This is a genomic window from Bradyrhizobium sp. WSM3983, assembly GCF_000473045.1.
Classification (GTDB): Bacteria; Pseudomonadota; Alphaproteobacteria; order Rhizobiales; family Xanthobacteraceae; genus Bradyrhizobium.
This window is the reverse complement of sequence record NZ_AXAY01000002.1, coordinates 441304-460770: the sequence shown is the minus strand read 5'-3', so window position 1 is coordinate 460770 and position 19467 is coordinate 441304. Positions and strand designations below refer to the sequence as shown.

Genomic DNA, 19467 nt, shown 5'->3' with positions numbered 1-19467 from the left:
TGAGCTGCTGCCGGTTTGATGGACACCCGGTTAAGCTAATCCCACCTTGCGCTCGAACTCAACAGGGCTGAGGTATCCGATCGTCGAATGACGCCGGACGGCGTTATAGAACCGCTCGATGTAGTCGAACACATCTGCTCTTGCCTCGTTCCTGGTTCGATAGGTCTTGCGCTCGGTGCGCTCGGTCTTCAACGACGAGAAGAAGCTCTCCATCGCGGCGTTGTCCCACACATTGCCGGACCGGCTCATGCTGCAAACGATGCCGCTGTCAGCCATCAAGCGCTGGAACTGTTCGCTGACGTATTGGCTGCCGCGATCGGAATGATGCATCAAGGCATCCGGCTTGCCGCGCCGCCAGATGGCCATCAGAAGGCCGTCCGCAACCAACTGAGCTGTCATGCTGGCGCTCATCGACCAGCCGACCACCCGGCGCGAGAATAGGTCGATCACGGCCGACACATAGAGCCAGCCCTCGGCGGTCCAGATGTAGGTGAAGTCGGCGATCCACTTCTGGTTCGGCCGCTCGGCCACAAACTGACGATCCAGAAGATTCGCCGGCACGTTCGCTATCTGGCGATTGCCTTCGTCCTTCGGCAGGCGCCGGCGCCTTGGCCGCGCCCGTAAGGCCTGCAGGCGCATCAGCCGCTCGATCCGATGCAGACCGCAGTCGACGCCGTCCGCCAGAAGGTCTCTCCAGACGCGCCGTGCGCCGTAGGTCCGGTCGCTGGCAAGGAAGCTTGCCTTGATCCGCTGGCCTACCGTCTCGTCGCTTCGGGATCTGGCGCTGGGCGATCGGTTCAGCCAGGCATGGAAGCCCGACCGCGACACGCCCATTGCTTCGCATAGCCATGCCACCGGCCAGATATTCCGGTGCTTCGCGATGAAGACGAACTTCATGTCGCTTCCTTCGCGAAGTAGGCAGCGGCCTTTTTTAGGATGTCCCGCTCTGCCTTCAGCTTGGTGACCTCGCGCCGCAGCCGCTCGATTTCCAATTGCTCAGGCTTCATCTGCCCGTGGCCGGGGAAGGCCTGCACAGGGTCGGAGCCGAACTCCTTCACCCATTTGCGCAGCACGTTCTCATGCACGCCCAGGTCTCGGCCCGCTTGCGCCACCGACACCCCGCGCTCCCTGACAAGCTTGACCGCCTCAACCTTGAACTCTCGACTGAACTTCCGTCTCTGCATGACAACCTCCGGCTTCATGAAACACCCAATCTTGGTGTCCATCAAACCGGCAGCAGCTCAGATCTTATCTTCAGCGTCGGGGGTTCGAGTCGAGGGAACGAATGGCCCCCCGAACCTGTTCGCTTAGCAAGTTGCAGCTCGGTGCCGAATGCGCACGAACGGGCATTTCGATTGGCTGTTCGATTTGCTCGCCGCCGTACCCTATTCTACGACGAGGACGTAACGGACCTGCCCCGACTTGTCTGCGCGGTATATGTTGGGATGAAAGCTACGGAGATAAGCCGATGGTCTGCATGACGCGCAAAGCCGTTTAGTTCGATTCTCGACCTGGCTTCGCAATCTCTATTTCCGAACGCGTCCAAAAATTTGGCCGGGACCACAGTTGTTAATATAGTGAGCTCAGTGGCTTAAGTGCTGGCTGGGGCGGGAGGGATCGAACCTCCGAATGGCGGAATCAAAATCAGTTTGATTATTTAATAGTTTCAACGCGCATTTGGAAAAAAACGCTCGATCTCGCTCTAGCAATATCAATAGCTTGGCAGTTGTTTCCAAATGAAAAGCGCGAGCAAAGCAGGTTCAAATCCTGGACGTGCAACCATCTCAAAGCAAGCCATTGCGTCCCGAACGCAGGGAGCAACTTGTAAGTGATTGAGTTTTCTTGAGGTGGTGGATGTTTCTGACTGAGAAGGGCCCTCGCTTCCTTGATCTGTTGCGTGACTACCAACATAACCTGACGTCGCTCTCGCTACGACTAGCCCACCAGAATCACTCTGACATCGTTGACATTGGTCAGCGTCGGACAGGTCTGCAGGAGATCGCCGGTCCGAAGAATGCGGTGGCATGCAGCTATTGGTGGATCGCGGCGTCAACTTGCAGGGCCTACGAGGTGGTAGCATTCACTCGGCTGGTCCGGAACGCGGTGACCTGACGCTCCTGATCACGCCAGGAGACCCCGCATGAAGGCGCTGACGTGCCCGCGAGAGTATCCGCGCCTTCGGGCTTGCCGCATCTCGGGGCCGCTCGGTTACGTGATCCGAACCCAGGCGCCATTGCTTGCTGATGATCTCACTGCAGCATCGATGAACTTCACGCCAGCGAGGCCATCCTCGATGGTCGGGAAGATCACCGCCAGATCCTGTTTCCTGCCGGTCTCCGCTGCGCGAATGGCCCGCGCCGCCTCGGCATAGATTGTTGCGAAACCTTCAAGGTAACCCTCGGGGTGGCCGGACGGCGTGCGGGTGACGCGGCCCGCCTCGACCAAGGCGCCCGCCCCGCCGCGGGTCAGGAGCTGCTTGGGCCGGCCGTGGGGCGCGAACCAGAGCTGATTTGGATTTTCCTGTGTCCATTCGAGGCCGCCTTTGCTGCCGTAGACACGCAGCGTCAGACCGTTCTCATTGCCGACGGCGACCTGACTCGCCCACAGCATGCCCTTGGCACCGCCCTTCCACCTGAGAAGGATCTGAACGTCGTCGTCGAGAAGCCGTCCCTCGACGAAGGTTGAGAGCTGAGCGAGCAGTTCGTCGAGCTCGAGTCCGGTGACGAAGCAAGCGAGATTGTAGGCATGGGTGCCGATGTCGCCGATGCACCCGCCGGCGCCGGAACGAGCGGGGTCCGTGCGCCACGCTGCCTGCTTCTGGCCGCTGGTCTCCAACCGCTCCGTCAACCAATCCTGCGGATACTCGGCCTGAACGAGACGGATCTCGCCAAGGTCGCCGTTCGCGACCATAGCCCGAGCCTGTCGGACCATGGGATAGCCGGTGTAATTGTGCGTCACCACGAAGACCCTGCCCGTCTTCCTGACCAGCGCCACCAGTTCCTCAGCCTCGGCGACTGTCGTCGTCAGTGGCTTGTCGCAGATCACGTGTATGCCGGCTTCAAGGAAGGCCTTCGCGACCGGGCTATGCATGTGGTTGGGCGTCACGATCGAGACCGCCTCGATGCCGTCAGATCGCGCGGCTTCCGCCTTCGCCATCTCTTCGAAGGAGCCATAGGCGCGGTCGTCGGCGATGCCGAGGTCCTTCGCCGAGGCCTTGGATCGGAACGAATCCGACGCGAGCGCACCGGCTACCAGCTCGAATTGGTCGTCGATGCGAGCGGCAATGCGGTGGACGGCGCCGATGAAGGCGCCCTGGCCGCCGCCGACCATGCCGAGCCGAATACGACGATGACCGCCAGTTTCGTTGCTTGCTTCGATAGCCATATCGTTCCTCTCGCTCAGGAGATGCCCAGCATCTTGCGGTTCGCTGCATCGTCGGTGGCGGAGCCTGCGAAATCATCGAAGGCTTTCTCTGTGACCCGTATGATATGGCTCTTGATGAACTCCGCGCCCTCCCGCGCGCCTTGCTCAGGATGCTTCAGCGCGCATTCCCATTCGAGCACCGCCCAGCTGTCGTAATCGTATTGCGTAAGCTTCGAGAAGATTGCGCCGAAATCGACTTGGCCATCGCCCAGCGAGCGGAAGCGGCCGGCACGGTCGACCCAGCTTTGGAAGCCGCCGTAGACACCCTGGCGGCCGGTCGGGTCGAACTCGGCGTCCTTGACATGGAAGGCTTTGATACGCGCGTGGTAGATGTCGATGTAGTCGAGGTAGTCGAGCTGCTGCAGCACGAAGTGCGATGGGTCGTAAAGCAGGTTCGCGCGCTTATGGTTATTTACCCGATCGAGGAACATCTCGTAGGAGACACCGTCGTGCAAATCCTCGCCCGGGTGGATCTCGTAGGCGAGATCAACGCCTTGCTCATCTGCATAGTCTAGGATGGGCCGCCAACGCTTAGCGAGCTCGTCGAAGGCGGTCTCGACGAGACCGGCCGGACGCTGCGGCCATGGATAGATATAGGGCCAGGCAAGTGCGCCTGAGAAGGTCGCATGCACCGTAAGCCCGAGACGCTTGGAGGCTAAGATCGCGCGCTTGACCTGGTCGACGGCCCATTCGGTGCGCGCCTTCGGATTGCCGCGGACCTCAGGTGCGGCGAAGCCGTCGAACGCCGTGTCATAGGCCGGATGAACGGCGACGAGCTGGCCCTGGAGATGGGTCGAGAGCTCAGTGATGGAAAGGCCGTGACGAGATGCGATACCTTTCACCTCGTCGGCGTAGGTCTGCGACTCCGAGGCTTTCTTCAGATCGAGCAGCCGCCTGTCCCAGCTCGGAATCTGAACCCCATTGTAGCCAAGTGAGGCTGCCCAACCGCAGATCGAGGCGAAGGAGTTGAACGGCGCCGCGTCGGTAGCGAACTGAGCGAGGAATATCGCTGGTCCCTTGATCATCTTCATCGATTGCCTCCTTCTACCCTGGACGCGCCAGCAGCACGCGCCCGCTGAGTTCGATACCGCACCAAAACTCGCCTCCCCCTGCTGGTTCCGGGAGACAGAGCGGGCATTTTCACCCCAATGCCCAGACCAGGCAATCGCATCTGGGGGAGTCCGCTTCAGAAGATCTCCCCCGTCCACAACGCCATCGCATCGACGTCGGACAGCGGTGCCGATCGAACCAAAGCTGAGTCCCGCCGCCGCGCGTAAAAATCTTGCCGAGATGCAATACCGCGACGCGCTGGGCGACTTGGCGCACGAAAGCCGTGGCGAAGCGATTGGAATAGCTCTCACGGCGGATTTCGCCATCGGTCACGATGTCGATGCCGGCGCGCTCCATGTCGCGGATCGCGACGATGGTGGCGTCGTCCTGCGCTTCTTCTAGATGCTCCACCGGCAAGCGCCACATGTCGTGCAGGCGGGTGCGCGGCACTACCTTCGACAACATGGCGCGATTCACCGGCCATTCCAGCTGCGGATAGCTGCCGACCACCGTGGTCGGAAGGATGTGCGTTGGCATAGCCGTGGGTTCTCCTTCTTGTTATTGCTGAGGGCGACCGTTCAAGCCCCACGTCCCTCGTCCTTCACGGGATTACTGAGACACCTTCTTGACGAGGAAAGAGATTCGGACTCCTTTTGTGAAGCGTCCTGCAACTGGCGTGCCTGTGAAAGGCAGCTCCCGACGCGCTACAGCGAGCGTCTCGCCAGCGGCCATGGCAAGCTTCAGGCGGCACCAGCGCTCTCACGGTTTCTGCGCTGCTGAAACGAGCTCTGCCTTGCGCCGCGCCGTCTCCAACCCGAGCGCAATGAAGCGACGAGCATGATGCGCAAGCTCCATATTGTCGGTCCACAGATTGCGCCAGATGGCGGTCTTCCTGGACAAGTTCCCGTCGACGATCTCGGAGGAGAAAGATTCGAAACTGAGATCGTCCCTGTAGCCGATTGCCGTGAGCACGTCGAAGACCGCTGCGAAATCGATGCTCCCGGTGCCGAGGAAACCGCGATGGCTCTCGCCGATATGGACATAGCCGATCTTGTTCGCGGCACGGCGGATGGCCAGGCCAATATCGGCCTCCTCCAGGTTCATATGGAAGGTGTCGAGATGGAGGAAGATGTTGTCGGATCCGCTGTCCTCAATGAATGTAAGCCCTTGTGCCGTGGTGTTGAGCAGATTGGCGCGTCATCCTTTCGCACGACCTCATGCGATTGACGCGCTTCTTTGGCCCCGGGGTGGCGATCAGCATCGGCCTGCCGCCGGACGGCGACATTTCCAGCGCGGACAGCGCGATCGCCGCGCGCGGCATTGAGCGGAAGCTGAGCATCCAATAGTTCGAATTCGGTCGTCTCCTCGGGAGTAACGCCCGCGACGACTCGGCGACGCTTCTTATCAAGCGTGTACAAACGCGATGTCAGTGGGATGTCTCGGCTTGGCGCAACGGCCGACGGGAAAGCTATTGGCGTGTTCCCTTTCACTGCAGCACCTATTGTCGTTTATCTCGCGGGCAAAAAGCTTGGCCAGCAAAATGGCGCAGACGCGCAGATGAAATGCGTAGGGAGGCTTGGTCGCATCCTCCCTCGCAGAGCGTCAGGCCGTCACGGGGGATGGCTCTGGTGCAGCTGCCAGAGTCGCAGAGCCGCAACAGCCACCACTAGGATTCCAGCGATGACGTGGAGCGGTGTGACCATTGCTTTGGCCGAGAAGTATAATACCCACGGCGACACAGCCACCCAGACGCCGCGCGCCAAGGCTGCCCACATCTGCCATTCGGCGATAATCGCCAGCGCGGCTACGGCAATGGTAGCGATCAGGATGCCGCTCAACCAGGCATTCCAGTTTGTGGGACTTTCAGCGGCGAACCCGAAGGTCCATGGCGAGATGAACAAGCCAAGACCGATCACAAGATTGGCGACATCGGCAATCATGTCTTTTTTCCAGACGGTGATCATCGTTGCAACTCCTTATATTGTCTCCTTTCAATTCTCGTTTGTTAGTCCGCCTCGAGGTCGCTTGACCTGTGGTCGGTTGTTGCCCAACGGCGCGGGCGAAAGCGCGGGAGCGCCCGCCCCTCCCGCGGTTACTTGCCGGTGATGGCGATCCGTTTCACTTTGTGCTGCGCAGTGGGTAACTTCGGCAATGTCACGGTGAGCACACCATTCTTGAAGGATGCCTCAACCTTGTCCTGATCGACATCATCGACCGGGATGGAACGTGCGAAGCGCCCGTAGTAACGCTCGCTGAAGCGGCGCTCCTTGTCTTCGGTCTCGCTCCTCTTCTCACCGCTGATGGTCAACAGACCATCCCTCAGTTCGACGTTGACGTCCTTCTCCTCGAGACCAGGAAGTTCGGCGACGACGCTTACTTCCTCCTCGGTCTCGTTGACTTCGACGTTCGGCCATCCGATCGCCTGAGAGCCGAACGGAGCGACGTCGAACGTGCGGAATGCGTCGTCAAACAGCCGATTCATCTCGCGGTGAAGCGCGAGGAACGGATGGGGCTCACTGCGATGCGGGCTCAGATCCGGAGAGCCGTTGTTCCACGGAATGAGATCGCGTAGTGCCATGGTTATCCTCCTTTCTGTTTCTTCATGCTCACTTGGCAAAAACTCAGCCGCGCGCGACGTATGGCGCACACGCGTTCGACTGCCATGAGCGGAAGTCCGTCAGTCCGCCATGTGACGGCCTGCCGCTGCAGGCTTCGCGCCCACCTCTTCTCCAGTGTCTCGATGACATGGCGCGGCAAATTGACTTCTTCCATGGCTTCCCTCCTAAACAGCGCCGCACCGCGCGACGGACCGCAGGCGTATTGGCTTGCCGCCGGGCGGGTGCCGCGGGCCTTCGTCCAGCGCGCAGAGCGCTTCGGTGCCTTCAGTCCTTCAGGGGCCCGGAGTGATGGGCAGGATGCGATCGCGGACGCATCCGATGCCCATGAGGCGAGGATGGCGCGCTTCTGGGAAAGGCTGAGCTTCGGGTGAGCGAGCACGTCCCGCGGATGCTCGAACGCGGTGCCCGGATGAAGGAAAGAGTTGAAATCGACAATGTTGTCGTAAGAAGCGGTCGTCGGCCGCATAGCTGCCTCCAGTTCTGAGAGGAGTTGGGAGTTGCCGCGCGGATGACCCCGCGCGGCGTCGATCGAGTAAAGCCGTGTCCGGTTCAGGCGGCCTTGGCTTCGATCTGGCTGACGTTGCTCGGGGCGATACCATTGATCGCGATGCGGCGCGGCTTCATCGCCTCGGAGATTTCCCGCTGCAGCTCGATGACGAGCAGACCGTTTTCGAAGCGGGCGCCTTTGACCTCTACGTGGTCGGCGAGCGTGAACTGGCGCTTGAAGTTGCGCGCCGAGATGCCGCGATGCAGGAAGGTCTTCTCTTCCTTCTCGTTCTTGCGGCCCTCGAGGGTCAGGACGTTCTGCTCGACCATCAGTGCGACTTCGTCCGGGGTAAATCCGGCGAGCGCCACCGAGATCTGGAAGCGGTTCTCCTCGAGACGTTCGATGTTATAGGGGGGATAGCTCTCTTCGGCGGTCCGCTGGACCTCGTCGAGAACGTCGAAAAGGCGGTCGAATCCGATCGTCGACCTCCAGAGGGGAGTCCAATCATACCTCATATCCAAATCCTCCTTGGAGCAAGATGGCTACGAGCAGGCTCCGGACACCGTCCGGGCGCCCGTCTCATTCGCGGGACCCCGAGGGCATCCCGGTCGCCGTGATGGCGACACCAAAAAAATTTGGAAGGCCGAAAAAAGTTTCAAGGGGGCGTCAAAAAAATTTCCGCCAGCGACTCGTCTGGTTAACACATGGTTTGGCGCGAAGCGTCCTAGCAAGCGCCTGAGGGTGCACGTGATCCGAGATCCGTTCGGCCGACATTGCACGGCCCGCTATAGCGGCCAGCCAGTCGTCGCCCAAGTGTGAATTCGACTTGGTCAATTGTTGAGGGCGACAATCTTTCTCGCGGCGTTGATCAGCTGGAAAACGGGCCGCAGGGCCCTCGCCCGTCGATCGGCATCACTCGGGACATTGAGGAAGCGGCGGTTAAAACCTTTCTGAAAGCCACGACTTGACCGGGGAATGGCTCGGCCCTTCAAAACTGATACCCCGGTGCAGCCGCTGTCGCGAAGTTGGTCCGGCACGTCAGGCGAGCAACTTGTCCAGCGTGACGGGAAAGCGGCGAATGCGCTTGCCGGTGGCATGATAGATAGCATTCGCAATTGCCGCAGGAACGCCGACGATACCAATTTCGCCGAGGCCCTTGACGCCCAGCGTGTTAATGCGGTCATCCCGCTCCTCGACGAAGATAACGTCGATGTCTTGAACGTCGGCATTCACCGGAATGTGGTACTCGGCGATGTTTGCGTTCATGATCCGACCGAAACGGTGATCCATCACGGTCTCCTCGTGCAAGGCCATCCCGATGCCCCAGACCACGCCACCCATGATCTGACTGCGACCGGTCTTGGTGTTCAGGATCCGCCCGGCAGCGACGGCGCTCACTACCCGCGTGACGCGGATGACGCCGAGCTGCTCGTCAACCTTCACCTCGGCGAAGACGGCCGAGTGGGTGTTGCGGGCGTACGACTTGTCCTCTGCGAAATGATTGAGCTTCTGCTTCTCGATGCGCTCCAACTTGCCATGGCGCATAGCATCAGCGATCGAGACGGCACTGCCCATGTCGCCGGCCTTGGCTATTGTGCCGCCGACAAGGATGACATCGGCCACATCGACACCGGCGAGCGGCGAAGACGGCATTGCACTGGCGAGACGTATGAGCTCCTGGCGAATGTCATCGGCCGCCCCCAACACCGCATGCGCGCTCGACGCGGCCATCCAAGAGCCGCCCTCTACCGGAGCTTGGGGCAACGTCGAGTCGGCGAGCCTGACGTCGATGTTCTCGATCGGCAGCCCGAGCGCATCGGCCGCCACCTGCGCCACGATGGTGTACGTGCCGGTGCCGATGTCGGACGCCGCGCAAGACACCTCGGCATGACCGTTGGCAGTCAGCCCGATGCGGGCTGCCACCGGCATCTGCAGCGCCTCCCACACGCCTGTCGCCATGCCCCAGCCAACCAGCTCCTTGCCGTCGCGCATTGAACGGGACGCGGGATTGCGCTTGCTCCACCCGAAGGCTTCCGCGCCGCGGGCGTAGCATTCGCGCAGCTGCTTGCTGGTGTAGGGCAGGTCTTCGCTCTGGTCGCGATCGGAGTAGCACTTCAGCCGCAATTCGATCGGGTCGAGCTTGAGCGCGACGGCCAGCTCGTCCATGGCGCATTCGAGCGCGCAGACGCCCGAAGCGGCGCCTGGCGCGCGCATGTCGCAGGGCGTGGAGACGTCGAGGCGGACGAGCTTGTGGGAATAGCGGCTGTTCGGGCTCTTGTAGAGCTGTTCAGCCCAGCCGCTGTCGTTGCGGGCGAAATCTTCGTACCGAGAGGTGACGGCGGTTGCCTCGTGCGTCACCGCCTCAAGCGTACCGTCGGACTTGGCGCCGAGGCCGACGTGCTCGATCGTTGCCGGACGGTGGCCGAGCCCGTACATCTGCTGCCGCGTCAGCACGACGCGAACGGATCGCCTCAGAGCGAGCGCAGCGAGCATTGCCAGCACCACCTGATATTGCGGCCGCAGGCCGGAGCCGAAGGCGCCGCCGACATAGGGCGAGAGCACCCGGATATCGTCCGGCTTCTTGTCGAACACGCTGCACAGAAACTTGTGGACGTTCTGGACGCCTTGTGTCTTGTCGTAGACCGTGAGCCTGCCGCTGCTGTCCCAGACGACCGTGGAGGCAAAGAGCTCCATTGGGTTGTGATGCTCGGTCGGAATGAGGTAATCCGCATCGTGCCGTACGGCAGCTTTGGCGAGCGCTCCTACAGCATCGCCGCGCGGCTCGTGCGGCTGCTTCACCTCAGTCGCCTTGCTGCGCCCGGCGTCGAGATCGGTCGCAAACGCCTGCTCCTCCCGATATTCGACACGCACCAGCGTCGCGGCGAATTTGGCGGTTTCCCAATCCTCCGCCACGACCAGCGCGATCGGCTGGCCGTTAAACTTGATGCTGTCGTCATAGAGCGGCCGGAAGGGCGATCCTTCCGCCGGCGCGACCTCATCCTTCCAGGCGTCGTCCTTGCCGGCGAGCGGTGGGCGATGCGTATGCGTGAGCACGTCGAGCACGCCCTTCACCTTCAACGCTTCGCTGGTGTCGAGCCGGGCAATGCGCCCGCATGGAATGGTGGCCGCGACGACGAAGCCATGGAGAAGCCCGTCGGCCGCGAATTCGCCGGCGTATTTGGCGGCCCCAGTGACCTTGGCCCGTCCGTCGACGCGAGACGTTGGTGTTCCGACGTAGGCATTCATGGCTGCCTCATGCGATCTTCTTGTGCGCCTGCGACTGCGGTGTGGCACTTGCGGCCTGCATCAATGTCCGAACGATGGCGCGGCGCGCGAGCTCGATCTTGAAGCCGTTATGCGAACGGGCCTTTGCTTCCTGCAGTAGGGAATCCGCAAAGCGGGAGAAATGCTCCACTGTTGCCGCCTGGCCGCGCAAGGCCATTTCGGCCTCCGCGCTGCGCCATGGCTTGTGGGCCACGCCGCCAAGGGCCACGCGTGCTTCGCTGATCGCATTACCCTCGAGTTCGAGCACAGCAGCAACCGAGACCAGCGCAAAAGCATAAGACAGCCGGTCGCGTATCTTGAGATAGCTGTAGTTGCTGGCAAAGCCGCGCGGCGGCAATTCGACCGCCGTGATGATCTCATCCGCCTCGAGATTGGTATCGATGTCGGGCGTTTCGCCGGGGAGCCGATGGAAATCGGTCAGAGCCATCGTGCGCTCGCCGGATGGGCCCGCGATATGCACGAGCGCATCGAGCGCGGCCAGCGCCACGCTCATGTCCGACGGATTAGTCGCAATGCAGGAGTTGCTCGCACCAAGGATCGCATGGTTGCGGTTGAGGCCGTCAATCGCTGAGCAGCCGCTGCTGCGCGTTCGTTTGTTGCAGGGCGTCGCCGTGTCATAGAAATAGGCGCAACGCGTTCGTTGCATCAGGTTACCGCCGACGGATGCCATGTTACGCAATTGGGCCGAGGCACCGGCCAGGATGGCGCTGGCAAGCAGCGGATAGCGCTGCTCGATGAGCGGATCGTACGCAAGGCCCGAGTTCGGCACCAAAGCACCGACGCGCAGTCCTCCGTCGGCCGTCTCCTCGATCGTTCGGAGCGGCAGGCGGGAGATGTCGATCAGCCGGGAAGGTTGTTCGACATTCTCCTTCATTAGGTCGATCAGGTTGGTGCCGCCGGCAATGAGCTTGGCGCCGGGATGGCCGGTGAGCAGGAGGATCGCATCGGCAACATCTCTGGCCCGGGAAAACTGGAAATTGATCATGGCCGGCTCATTGCCTGCTGGATTGCTGCGACGATGTTTGGATAGGCGCCGCAGCGACAGAGATTTCCGCTCATCAGTTCCCGGATCTCATCTGCATCCCCGGCGTGACCTTCGGCGAGCAGGCCTGCCGCCGAACAAATCTGTCCCGGCGTGCAATAGCCGCACTGGAACGCGTCGTGGTCGATGAAGGCCTGCTGCAGAGGATGCAGCGCCCCATCCCGGGCAAAACCTTCGATGGTTGTGATCTCCGCGCCATCCTTCATGACAGCGAGCGTCAAGCAGGAATTGATCCGCCGTCCGTCCACCAGCACCGTGCAGGCGCCGCATTGACCGTGGTCGCAGCCCTTCTTGGTGCCGGTCAGCGCGAGATGGTCACGCAGAGCGTCCAGAAGTGTGGTCCAGGGCACGACATCGAGAGTGCGCCTGTTGCCATTGACGATAAGATTGATCGGAATGCGGTCGGGAACTTGATTTGCGGCATCAGCCATGACTCTTTCCCTGCGACCGAGGCCGAGCCGAGAAATCAAGCCGTGTTGACGCGAAAGCGCGTCGTCTCCGCTGGCCAATAGCGCCCAACGGACGGCCGGTCACTTGGTTCCATACAGGACAATTCCCTGCGGCGACGAAGCCGTTGGCCTTCAGGTCGCCAAGCTGGCCCTTGCTGTTAGACCTTGCGCCCTGTTCTCGGATTGGGACGATAATTCTCGAGAGGGCACGAAAACGTCGGTTTGAGTCCGATTTCGTTGAAAAAAGGTGCCAGTAGTCGGATGTATTGGCGCCGGTCAATGTGCGGAACGGCTTTGCTGACCCTTACGCGGGTTTGAGGGTTTGCATCGGGATCAACTTGGCCATCTTGCGGAGGTTCTGGGCGGTGGCTGCGAGGGTGAACTCGTCGCGCGCGCCATTTGGGCCTCGTAACCGCAAACGGTCGAGTTTGAGAATGCCTTGAGGTGCGCGAACAGCATCTCGATCTTCTTGCGGAGGCGGCGCGAGGTCCGACCCCTCCCACGATCTTGCGATCTGACGCGCCATTTCGCGGGCGCCCTCGTAGATCTGAGCGCGGCACCCTGCGATTGCCTTAGGATCTCACCGACGCCGCTCTTGGCGCGACGAGCGGCGTCCGCTACCGAACGAACCTTGGCATACTTGCGAATGACCATGTACATGGGGGCTACCGCGCGCCACACGCGCCCTCGCATCAAAGTATACCGGTCCCTGTCGGACTAGGGCCCACTTCCGGGATGGGCCACAGCGTCCGGTTGAGCTGACCGCGCAACGCGCCTTTTCCAATGAGGCATCCTCGCCCAAAATGAGCCATCCTCGCCCAAGTGGGGGCGAGGTGCTAAGGCTCAGGAGCCCTCGAACTTGAACGATACGTTGAGCTTGGCGCGATAGGCTTCGACTTTTCCCTTGTCATCCAGTTGCATATCGAGCTTGACGACCTCAGCAATGCGAAGATCTCGGAGCGATTTTGCAGCTTGCTCTACCGCATTGGCGGCCGCCTTCTCCCATGAGTCGGTGCTGGTGCCGACCAGTTCAATGACCTTGTAGACGCTATCGGGCATGTCGTCCTCCTATCGGTAGAAGGAAATCTAGCATCACGATCTCGACGCTGACACGTCTCGGGGTGCCGCGGAAAAGGGTCCGATTGGCTGTCGCTTTTCTGCTTGAGGCCGAAAGAACTCGAGCGGCCCTCTGTCGGGCTGGCCAAGCGGAAGCGGCTGTTCGACGGTGTAAATACGTTCGAAGGCGATAAGAAGCGGGCTGCGGGCTGCTGTTCGTAGATCAATATCCCCGCTGCATGCCGCCCATTGGCCCACAAGCAGACCTTTGGCCACCATTGCGATGCAAAGCCGGGACGGGGCATCGTCAAGCAACTCATAGAACTGATGCTGCCGGACCATGAACCGGCCCATGCGCTTTCCGCGTAGCCAACGAACGATCACTTTTGTCAAAGGGATAAATGTCTCCGGCTTTCAAGATTGCGAGCGCTTGGATACCAAAGCCAGTAACCCAAACTGTGATGACGGCATAGGACGGCGCGTATTCGCGCTCTTTCCAAATCCCAGACAAACCTCGGTCAGTGCGACTGACGCTTTTTGACTCAGCCGCAACGACCGTAAGAGCCCGTTTGGCGCTGGAGTCTGATCCATCGTAGAATGTTGCTGGTTGGTGGGCCATGGTGCGGGCCATGGTGCAAGAGCGGGTCCGAGTCGAGCGTAGATTATCGGCGATCTTGGCCGCCGACGTGGCTGGCTACTCTCGGCTCATGCACAATGACGAAGAGGCAACGCACGCCAAGCTGACGGCACTCCTCGCCGGAGGTGTCGAGCCCGCAATTGCGCAGCACGGCGGCCGCATCGTGAAGCACACCGGCGACGGGTTTTTGGCTGAGTTTCCAAGTGCGGTCGAAGCGGTGCGGGCTGCCATGCAGTTCCAGTCCCGCATCAACGAACTTACCTGCGACGACGCGGAAGACAGGCGCATTCTCTTCCGTGTGGGGCTCAATATCGGCGATATCATCGCCGAGGCCCATGACATCTTTGGAGACGGCGTCAACATTGCGGCCCGGCTCGAGAGCATCGCCGAACCCGGCGGCATCTGTATCTCTCAGACTGTCTTCAATCACGCGCGCGACAAGGTGCCGTTCGATGTTGAGGAAGCGGGTGAGCAAACTCTGAAGAACATCGCCCGGCCTGTTCACGTTTACCGTATCATCATCGACCCGGGCCCGCGGACTACGACGCCCAAACGCGAGATTCCGGCGCTCGCGTTGCCTGACAAGCCGTCTGTCGCCGTGCTGCCGCTGACCAATATGAGCCGCGACCCCGAGCAGGAATTCGTCTCCGACGGTATAGCCGAAGATGTGATCACGGCACTATCGCGCTATCCCTCGCTGTTCGTCATCGCGCGGAACTCGTCGTTCACTTACAAAGGGCGAGCAGTTGATGTAAGACAAGTCGGGCGCGAGCTCGGCGTCCGCTACGTGCTTGAAGGTAGCGTGCGCAAGGCAGGCAGCCGGATCCGCGTGACCGCGCAGCTCATAGAGGCGGCGACCAGCAATCATGTATGGGCCGAGCGCTACGACCGCGATCTCGCGGATGTTTTCGCGGTGCAGGATGAGCTTACCGAAGCGCTGACGACTGCGCTCGCCCCCGCCATTGCAGATGCCGAGCTCCGACGCGCCATGCGCAGGCCGCCGGGGAGCCTCGATGCTTGGGCAGCCTATCAGCGCGGCCTGTGGCATCTAAGCAAAGCGACCGCAGACGACGATGAGACCGCAGAGAAATTCTTCAGACAGGCGATCGATGTCGACCCGACCTTTGGCGGCAGCTACAGCGCGCTCGCTCTGTACCAGCTGCAAGCGGCCGCGCTCTACCAGAAGATAAGCTTGCCAGACGCGCAACGCTCGGCGGAGGCCCTGGCCCGACGGGCGGTCGCGCTCGATGGTGCCGATGCGGAAGCCCGTTCGTGCCTTGGCTGGGCCTTGCAGGCACGCGGCGAGGCTGACGATGCGCTGGCGGAGATCGAGCGTGCTCTCTCCATGAGTCCAAATCTGGCGATCGCTCATGGCCATCGAGGCGCAACGCTGATCTTTGCCGGACGACCCAAGGAGGGGGTCACGGCTCTCGACGCGTGTATCAGGCTCGATCCCCGCGACCCCTATCTGGCAGTCCGCTTGTTACACGTTGCCTGCGGTCTATATTTCTGCGGCGAATACGAGGCTTCGATTGAGGCCGCAAAACGTCTGATCCGGTCGTATCCCGATTTTCCGATGATCTACCGCTGGTCCGCGGCGGCGCTGGGCCAGCTTGGCCGCACAACGGAAGCGAAGGAAGAGCTGGAAAAGGCCGTCTCGCGCGCAGCGGGGGCATTAGATATGTATGTCCGCAACAGAGCTCCGTGGTTTCGGCCAGAAGACCACGCTCACCTCATTGAAGGTTTGCGTAAGGCGGGGTGGAACGGGTGAGGCTATCCTGTTCTTCTTCATGTCGCAGTTGATACTGCCGCCGATCGTGCTCGCGCTGCCGTTTCTCGTACTCTACAAAGCCCTGGTGCTGCTCGACACGAGCTTCGGCCTGATCCTGCTCTATACGTTGACGGTGCTGCTGATCGTCATCTGGATCATGCGCGACCAATTCAACTCGATCCCGATCGAACTCGACGAAGCTACCTTCGTCGACGGCCTGTCGACCTGGGGCGCGTTTCTGCGCATCATCCTGCCGCTAGCCTTTCCTGGTATGGCGGCGGCCTTCATTCTCTCGCTGGTGTTGTGCTGGAACGAGTATTTCTTCGCGGCGCGGCTCACCAGCACCGACGCCAAGACTCTGCCTGTGATGGTCGCGAGCCAGACCGGCTCGCAGGGCATCAACTGGTGGTCGATGGCGGCATTGTCGACGGCTGCAATCGCGCCCCTCGTCCTGATTGGCATCTTCCTCGAGCGCTACATCGTCAGCGGGCGACGACCGGCGCGGGCAAGTAGGTGGCGCGCGACCGGCTTACACCGGCACAGGCGCGTCTGCCTCGAGCAAGCGCGCAGCCTTCAGATCGGCCCACAATGCGGTGGGCACGCTGGTCGTAAGCGCCGCCACGTTGCGCTCGACCTCCGCGGGGTTATGCGCTCCCAGGACCACGCTCGCCACCGCCGGATGGCCGAGCGCAAAATGCAATGCAGCCGTCGGCAGAGCGATGCCATGCGCTGTGCAGATGCGCTGGATCTCGGCAACTCTCGCCAAGATGTGAGGTGGGGCGTCCTGGTAATTGTACTTCGCGCCAGCGACGGGACCCGTCGCCAGGATACCGGAATTGAAGACACCGCCGAGCAGAACGGCGATACCCTGTTTCAGCGCCAACGGCGTGAACTCCTCCAGCGCGGGTTGCTCCAAGAGCGAGTAACGCCCGGCGAGCAGCATCACGTCGAAGGTCCCGGCCTGCGCAAAGCGCACGCACATCTCGGCTTCATTGACGCCGATGCCTATTCCTGAGACCACGCCCTCGCTACGAAGCTTGTCGAGCGCCACATAGGCACCGGTCATCGCTTCACGAAACCGGTCCTCGATCGCGTCCTTGCCATGGGTCCAGACATCGACATCGTGGATCAGAAGCAGATCGACCCTGCCGGTGCCGAGCCGCAGCAGCGACTGCTCAACCGAGCGCATTGTCCCGTCGTAGGAATAATCGACGACGGCCCGGTGCGGCTGTCAGCCGACAAAGCCCGACCGGGTCTCCGGCAGGTGAAACGGATCCATCTAGCGGCCGGTCTTGGTGCAGAGGACCACATCTTGACGCTTCACCCGCCGGAGCGCAGTTCCGCAGCGGTGCTCGGACAGACCGTTGCCGTAATGCGGCGATGTATCGACCAAGTTGACGCCGAGCTCAAAGGCGCGGCTTGCGGCGGCAATCGCCTTGTGATCGTCGAGTTCAAGGAAGAGATCGCCGAGCGGCGCAGTTCCGAACCCGAGGATGGAGACTTGAAGTTCGGTCCGGCCAAGCCTGCGGCGCGGCAATACGGATTGCGAAACCATGATGGATCCTTGCCTTCCCCGCGCCCCTTCGGCGCGCTGGGCTCATTGTCGGAACGTGCAGCGTATGTCTTCGCCAACGATGCGCAAAGCCATTTCGCTGATTTGCGCCGCTGCTCCCTATAGACCACCCAGGCTTCTGCGGGGTCGGGATCACCAAGCACCGACACTGCCTTCAATAGATTTTTCTTGATCTCCTGGTGCACACGTCGTGCACACGCCGCCCTCTAACCATCTGAAACACTTGAGTTCTCGCTCCAGTCCATCTTTGGACCGACCGAGCTTCCGCGGCCGGGATCTTCCCGGTCCATATGTATGAACAACAGCTGAAACCGCGTTTTCGGATATTCGGTACACGAGTCAAATTCACGAGAAAGCGAGTGCACACCCCACTGGGAAGGCGTGCATATGAGCCGCATTGGCAACTGATAAGGTTTGTTCAATTTCCTTATCAGTTCGCGAAACTGCGTCCATTTGCGACCAAGCCATATCGGTTGCCGACTGACTGCTGCGCTCACCACCCGACTTCGTCTCGGACTCGCTAAATGAGCCCTATCTTCCAGGCGACTCCGCAGGCTAGGAGATTGCGCGCGCCTCTCGGTGTCATTCCGTGACCCCGTTCATTCAAAGGGCGCGCGCCGGGTATGCCAGTCCGTCACCGACTGGAAGGCATGACCAGCGCGGGCAAGCACATCCTCGGACAGATGCGGACCCACCAACTGCATGCTGAGCGGCAGGCCGTCCGACGCCATCCCGTTCGGCAGCGTGACAGTGGGGCTGCCCGAGAAGTTGAACACTGCGGTGAAGCGCAGGATACTGAGCAGCACGTTCGGATCGGCACCGTATTCGCCCATCTTGGTCAGCGTCGGGATCGGCACAGGCATTGTGGGGATCAGCAGCAGGTCGATATCGCCGAACAATGCGGCGAGACTGCCGCAAAACTTCAGTCGCTCATGATGGATCTGCGCTATCGAGATACCGCTCATTGACCTGCCCTGCTCGATCAGCTGCGCCAGATCGGGGCCGTATTCCGATTCCCGCGACTGATAGGTCTCCAGGTGCGCCTCCGCCGTTTCGATCGAGCACATCGGGATCCACATGCTGACAAGCTTCTCGTAGGCCGGGAACTTGACCTCGCGGATGTCGGCACCGAGCGCTGCCAGCGTGCGTTCGGCTTCCAGCAACGCAGCGACCACCTGCGGATCGATCCCGTCCTGGATGTAGCTGCGGTCCACGCCGATCCGTACGCCCCGGATGCCGTCACCGATACCAGCCAGATAGTTCGGCACCGGCGCCTGCAGGGCCGTGGGATCATTCACATCCGCGCCCGCGATGACGCCAAGTATCGCGGCGGCATCGGCCGCGCTCCGGCACATCGGCCCTACATGGTCGAGGGAGTCCGCCAGCGGAAACACGCCGTGACGGCTGACACGTCCCCAGGTCGGCTTGATTCCTGTTAGCCCGCAGGTTGCAGACGGAAACCGTATCGAGCCCCCCGTGTCGCTGCCGATTGAGCCGAAGCAGAGTCCCGCCGAGGTCGCCACGCCCGATCCGCTCGAGGAAGAACCGACCCAGTAATCGACGCCCCAGGGATTGAGCGGCGGCTGATCGTTCGGATGGTGACTGGTATACGCGCCCTCGGTCATCTTCAGCTTGCCGAGCGTAACGGCACCGGCGTGTTCGAGCCGGTCCACGACGGTTGCGTTGAAGGCCGGGACGAACTTGGCGTGGATCGTGGTGCCGCCGGCAGTCGGCGCGAAGGTGGTGTAGCAGAGATCCTTCAATCCGATCGGCACGCCGTGCAGCGGCCCCCGCCAGATCCCCTTGGCAAGCTCGGCGTCACAGCGTTTCGCCTGCGCCATGGCGCGCTCGGCGAGGACGAGGGCGTAAACGTGGAACTTGCCGTCGAGATTTGCGATCCGGCTCAACATGGCCTCGGTGACTTTCGACGGCAGAAGGTCACCTCGGCGGAACAGCTCGGAGAGTTCGAGGATCGACTTGTAGTGAATTGGATCTGCTGACATCTGACAGCCCTGCTGTTGTCGGAAACGGCTTCGCTCACCGGCACCGCAGACGGCCCGGTCTTGTGCCTGCGCA

Annotated in this window: 13 protein-coding genes and 6 pseudogenes; 3 read left to right on the top strand and 16 right to left on the bottom strand. The window is 61.4% G+C overall.

Translation table 11 applies throughout. From position 1 onward, the window contains the following. Positions 1-30 precede the first annotated feature (30 nt). From YUA_RS0105090 to YUA_RS43505, 5 genes and pseudogenes are all read right to left on the bottom strand, one after another. Positions 31-1184 (bottom strand): IS3 family transposase gene (locus tag YUA_RS0105090; RefSeq protein WP_156947059.1). Its coding sequence is split into 2 segments (ribosomal slippage): positions 31-935 and positions 935-1184, totalling 1155 coding nucleotides; the frame shifts between segments, so codons are not numbered across the junction. Between the two features lie 1024 nt (positions 1185-2208). Beyond that, complete coding sequence (locus YUA_RS0105075) at positions 2209-3384, bottom strand: Gfo/Idh/MocA family protein (RefSeq protein WP_027529696.1); 1176 nt, start codon at positions 3382-3384, stop codon at positions 2209-2211. 14 nt (positions 3385-3398) lie between these two features. Next, complete coding sequence (locus tag YUA_RS0105070) at positions 3399-4454, bottom strand: sugar phosphate isomerase/epimerase (RefSeq protein WP_027529695.1); 1056 nt, start codon at positions 4452-4454, stop codon at positions 3399-3401. Between the two features lie 223 nt (positions 4455-4677). Next, a pseudogene (locus tag YUA_RS52280) lies at positions 4678-5010 on the bottom strand (5-methyltetrahydropteroyltriglutamate--homocysteine methyltransferase); the annotation flags it as partial. 222 nt (positions 5011-5232) lie between these two features. Further along, a pseudogene (locus tag YUA_RS43505) lies at positions 5233-5667 on the bottom strand (TIM barrel protein); the annotation flags it as partial. A gap of 29 nt (positions 5668-5696) precedes the next feature. Here YUA_RS43505 and YUA_RS52275 point away from each other — a divergent pair. Further along, entirely contained in the window at positions 5697-5819 is a 123-nt protein-coding gene (locus tag YUA_RS52275; RefSeq protein ID WP_256375358.1) for a hypothetical protein, read from the top strand. Between the two features lie 264 nt (positions 5820-6083). On the opposite strand, the gene YUA_RS0105055 is transcribed toward YUA_RS52275, so the two are convergent. From YUA_RS0105055 to YUA_RS0105015, 9 genes and pseudogenes are all read right to left on the bottom strand, one after another. Then, positions 6084-6437, bottom strand: coding sequence for an SPW repeat protein (locus YUA_RS0105055; RefSeq protein WP_027529693.1), 354 nt, complete (start codon positions 6435-6437; stop codon positions 6084-6086). A 128-nt stretch (positions 6438-6565) separates the two neighbouring features. Then, positions 6566-7051: an Hsp20/alpha crystallin family protein gene (locus tag YUA_RS0105050; RefSeq protein ID WP_027529692.1), complete on the bottom strand. Its 486-nt coding sequence runs from the start codon at positions 7049-7051 to the stop codon at positions 6566-6568. 204 nt (positions 7052-7255) lie between these two features. Beyond that, positions 7256-7557: pseudogene (locus tag YUA_RS43500) on the bottom strand (hypothetical protein). A gap of 83 nt (positions 7558-7640) precedes the next feature. Continuing rightward, positions 7641-8093 (bottom strand): Hsp20 family protein, encoded by a 453-nt coding sequence (locus tag YUA_RS0105040; RefSeq protein WP_027529690.1) that lies wholly within the window; start codon positions 8091-8093, stop codon positions 7641-7643. Between the two features lie 523 nt (positions 8094-8616). Then, positions 8617-10824: a xanthine dehydrogenase family protein molybdopterin-binding subunit gene (locus tag YUA_RS0105035; RefSeq protein WP_027529689.1), complete on the bottom strand. Its 2208-nt coding sequence runs from the start codon at positions 10822-10824 to the stop codon at positions 8617-8619. Between the two features lie 7 nt (positions 10825-10831). Then, entirely contained in the window at positions 10832-11848 is a 1017-nt protein-coding gene (locus tag YUA_RS0105030; protein ID WP_027529688.1) for a xanthine dehydrogenase family protein subunit M, read from the bottom strand. Then, entirely contained in the window at positions 11845-12336 is a 492-nt protein-coding gene (locus tag YUA_RS0105025; protein ID WP_027529687.1) for a (2Fe-2S)-binding protein, read from the bottom strand. Before YUA_RS0105025 ends, YUA_RS0105030 begins: the two co-directional genes overlap by 4 nt. Before the next feature lie 322 nt (positions 12337-12658). Continuing rightward, positions 12659-12901, bottom strand: a pseudogene (locus YUA_RS0105020) (transposase); the annotation flags it as partial. A 296-nt stretch (positions 12902-13197) separates the two neighbouring features. Beyond that, a complete protein-coding gene (locus YUA_RS0105015; RefSeq protein WP_027529685.1) occupies positions 13198-13413 on the bottom strand; it encodes a dodecin family protein in 216 nt (71 codons plus the stop codon). 671 nt (positions 13414-14084) lie between these two features. On the opposite strand from YUA_RS0105015, the gene YUA_RS0105005 reads away from it, so the two are divergent. Both YUA_RS0105005 and YUA_RS47830 read left to right on the top strand, forming a co-directional pair. After that, positions 14085-15818, top strand: a complete 1734-nt coding sequence (locus YUA_RS0105005) for an adenylate/guanylate cyclase domain-containing protein (RefSeq protein WP_198029373.1) — start codon at positions 14085-14087, stop codon at positions 15816-15818. A 4-nt stretch (positions 15819-15822) separates the two neighbouring features. Next, a pseudogene (locus YUA_RS47830) lies at positions 15823-16308 on the top strand (carbohydrate ABC transporter permease); the annotation flags it as partial. A gap of 39 nt (positions 16309-16347) precedes the next feature. On the opposite strand, the pseudogene YUA_RS43495 reads toward YUA_RS47830, so the two are convergent. Together YUA_RS43495 and YUA_RS0104990 are read right to left on the bottom strand one after the other, a co-directional pair. Then, positions 16348-17373, bottom strand: a pseudogene (locus YUA_RS43495) (aldo/keto reductase). Positions 17374-17990: 617 nt separating this feature from the next. Then, a complete protein-coding gene (locus tag YUA_RS0104990; RefSeq protein WP_027529681.1) occupies positions 17991-19394 on the bottom strand; it encodes an amidase in 1404 nt (467 codons plus the stop codon). Positions 19395-19467 lie beyond the last annotated feature (73 nt).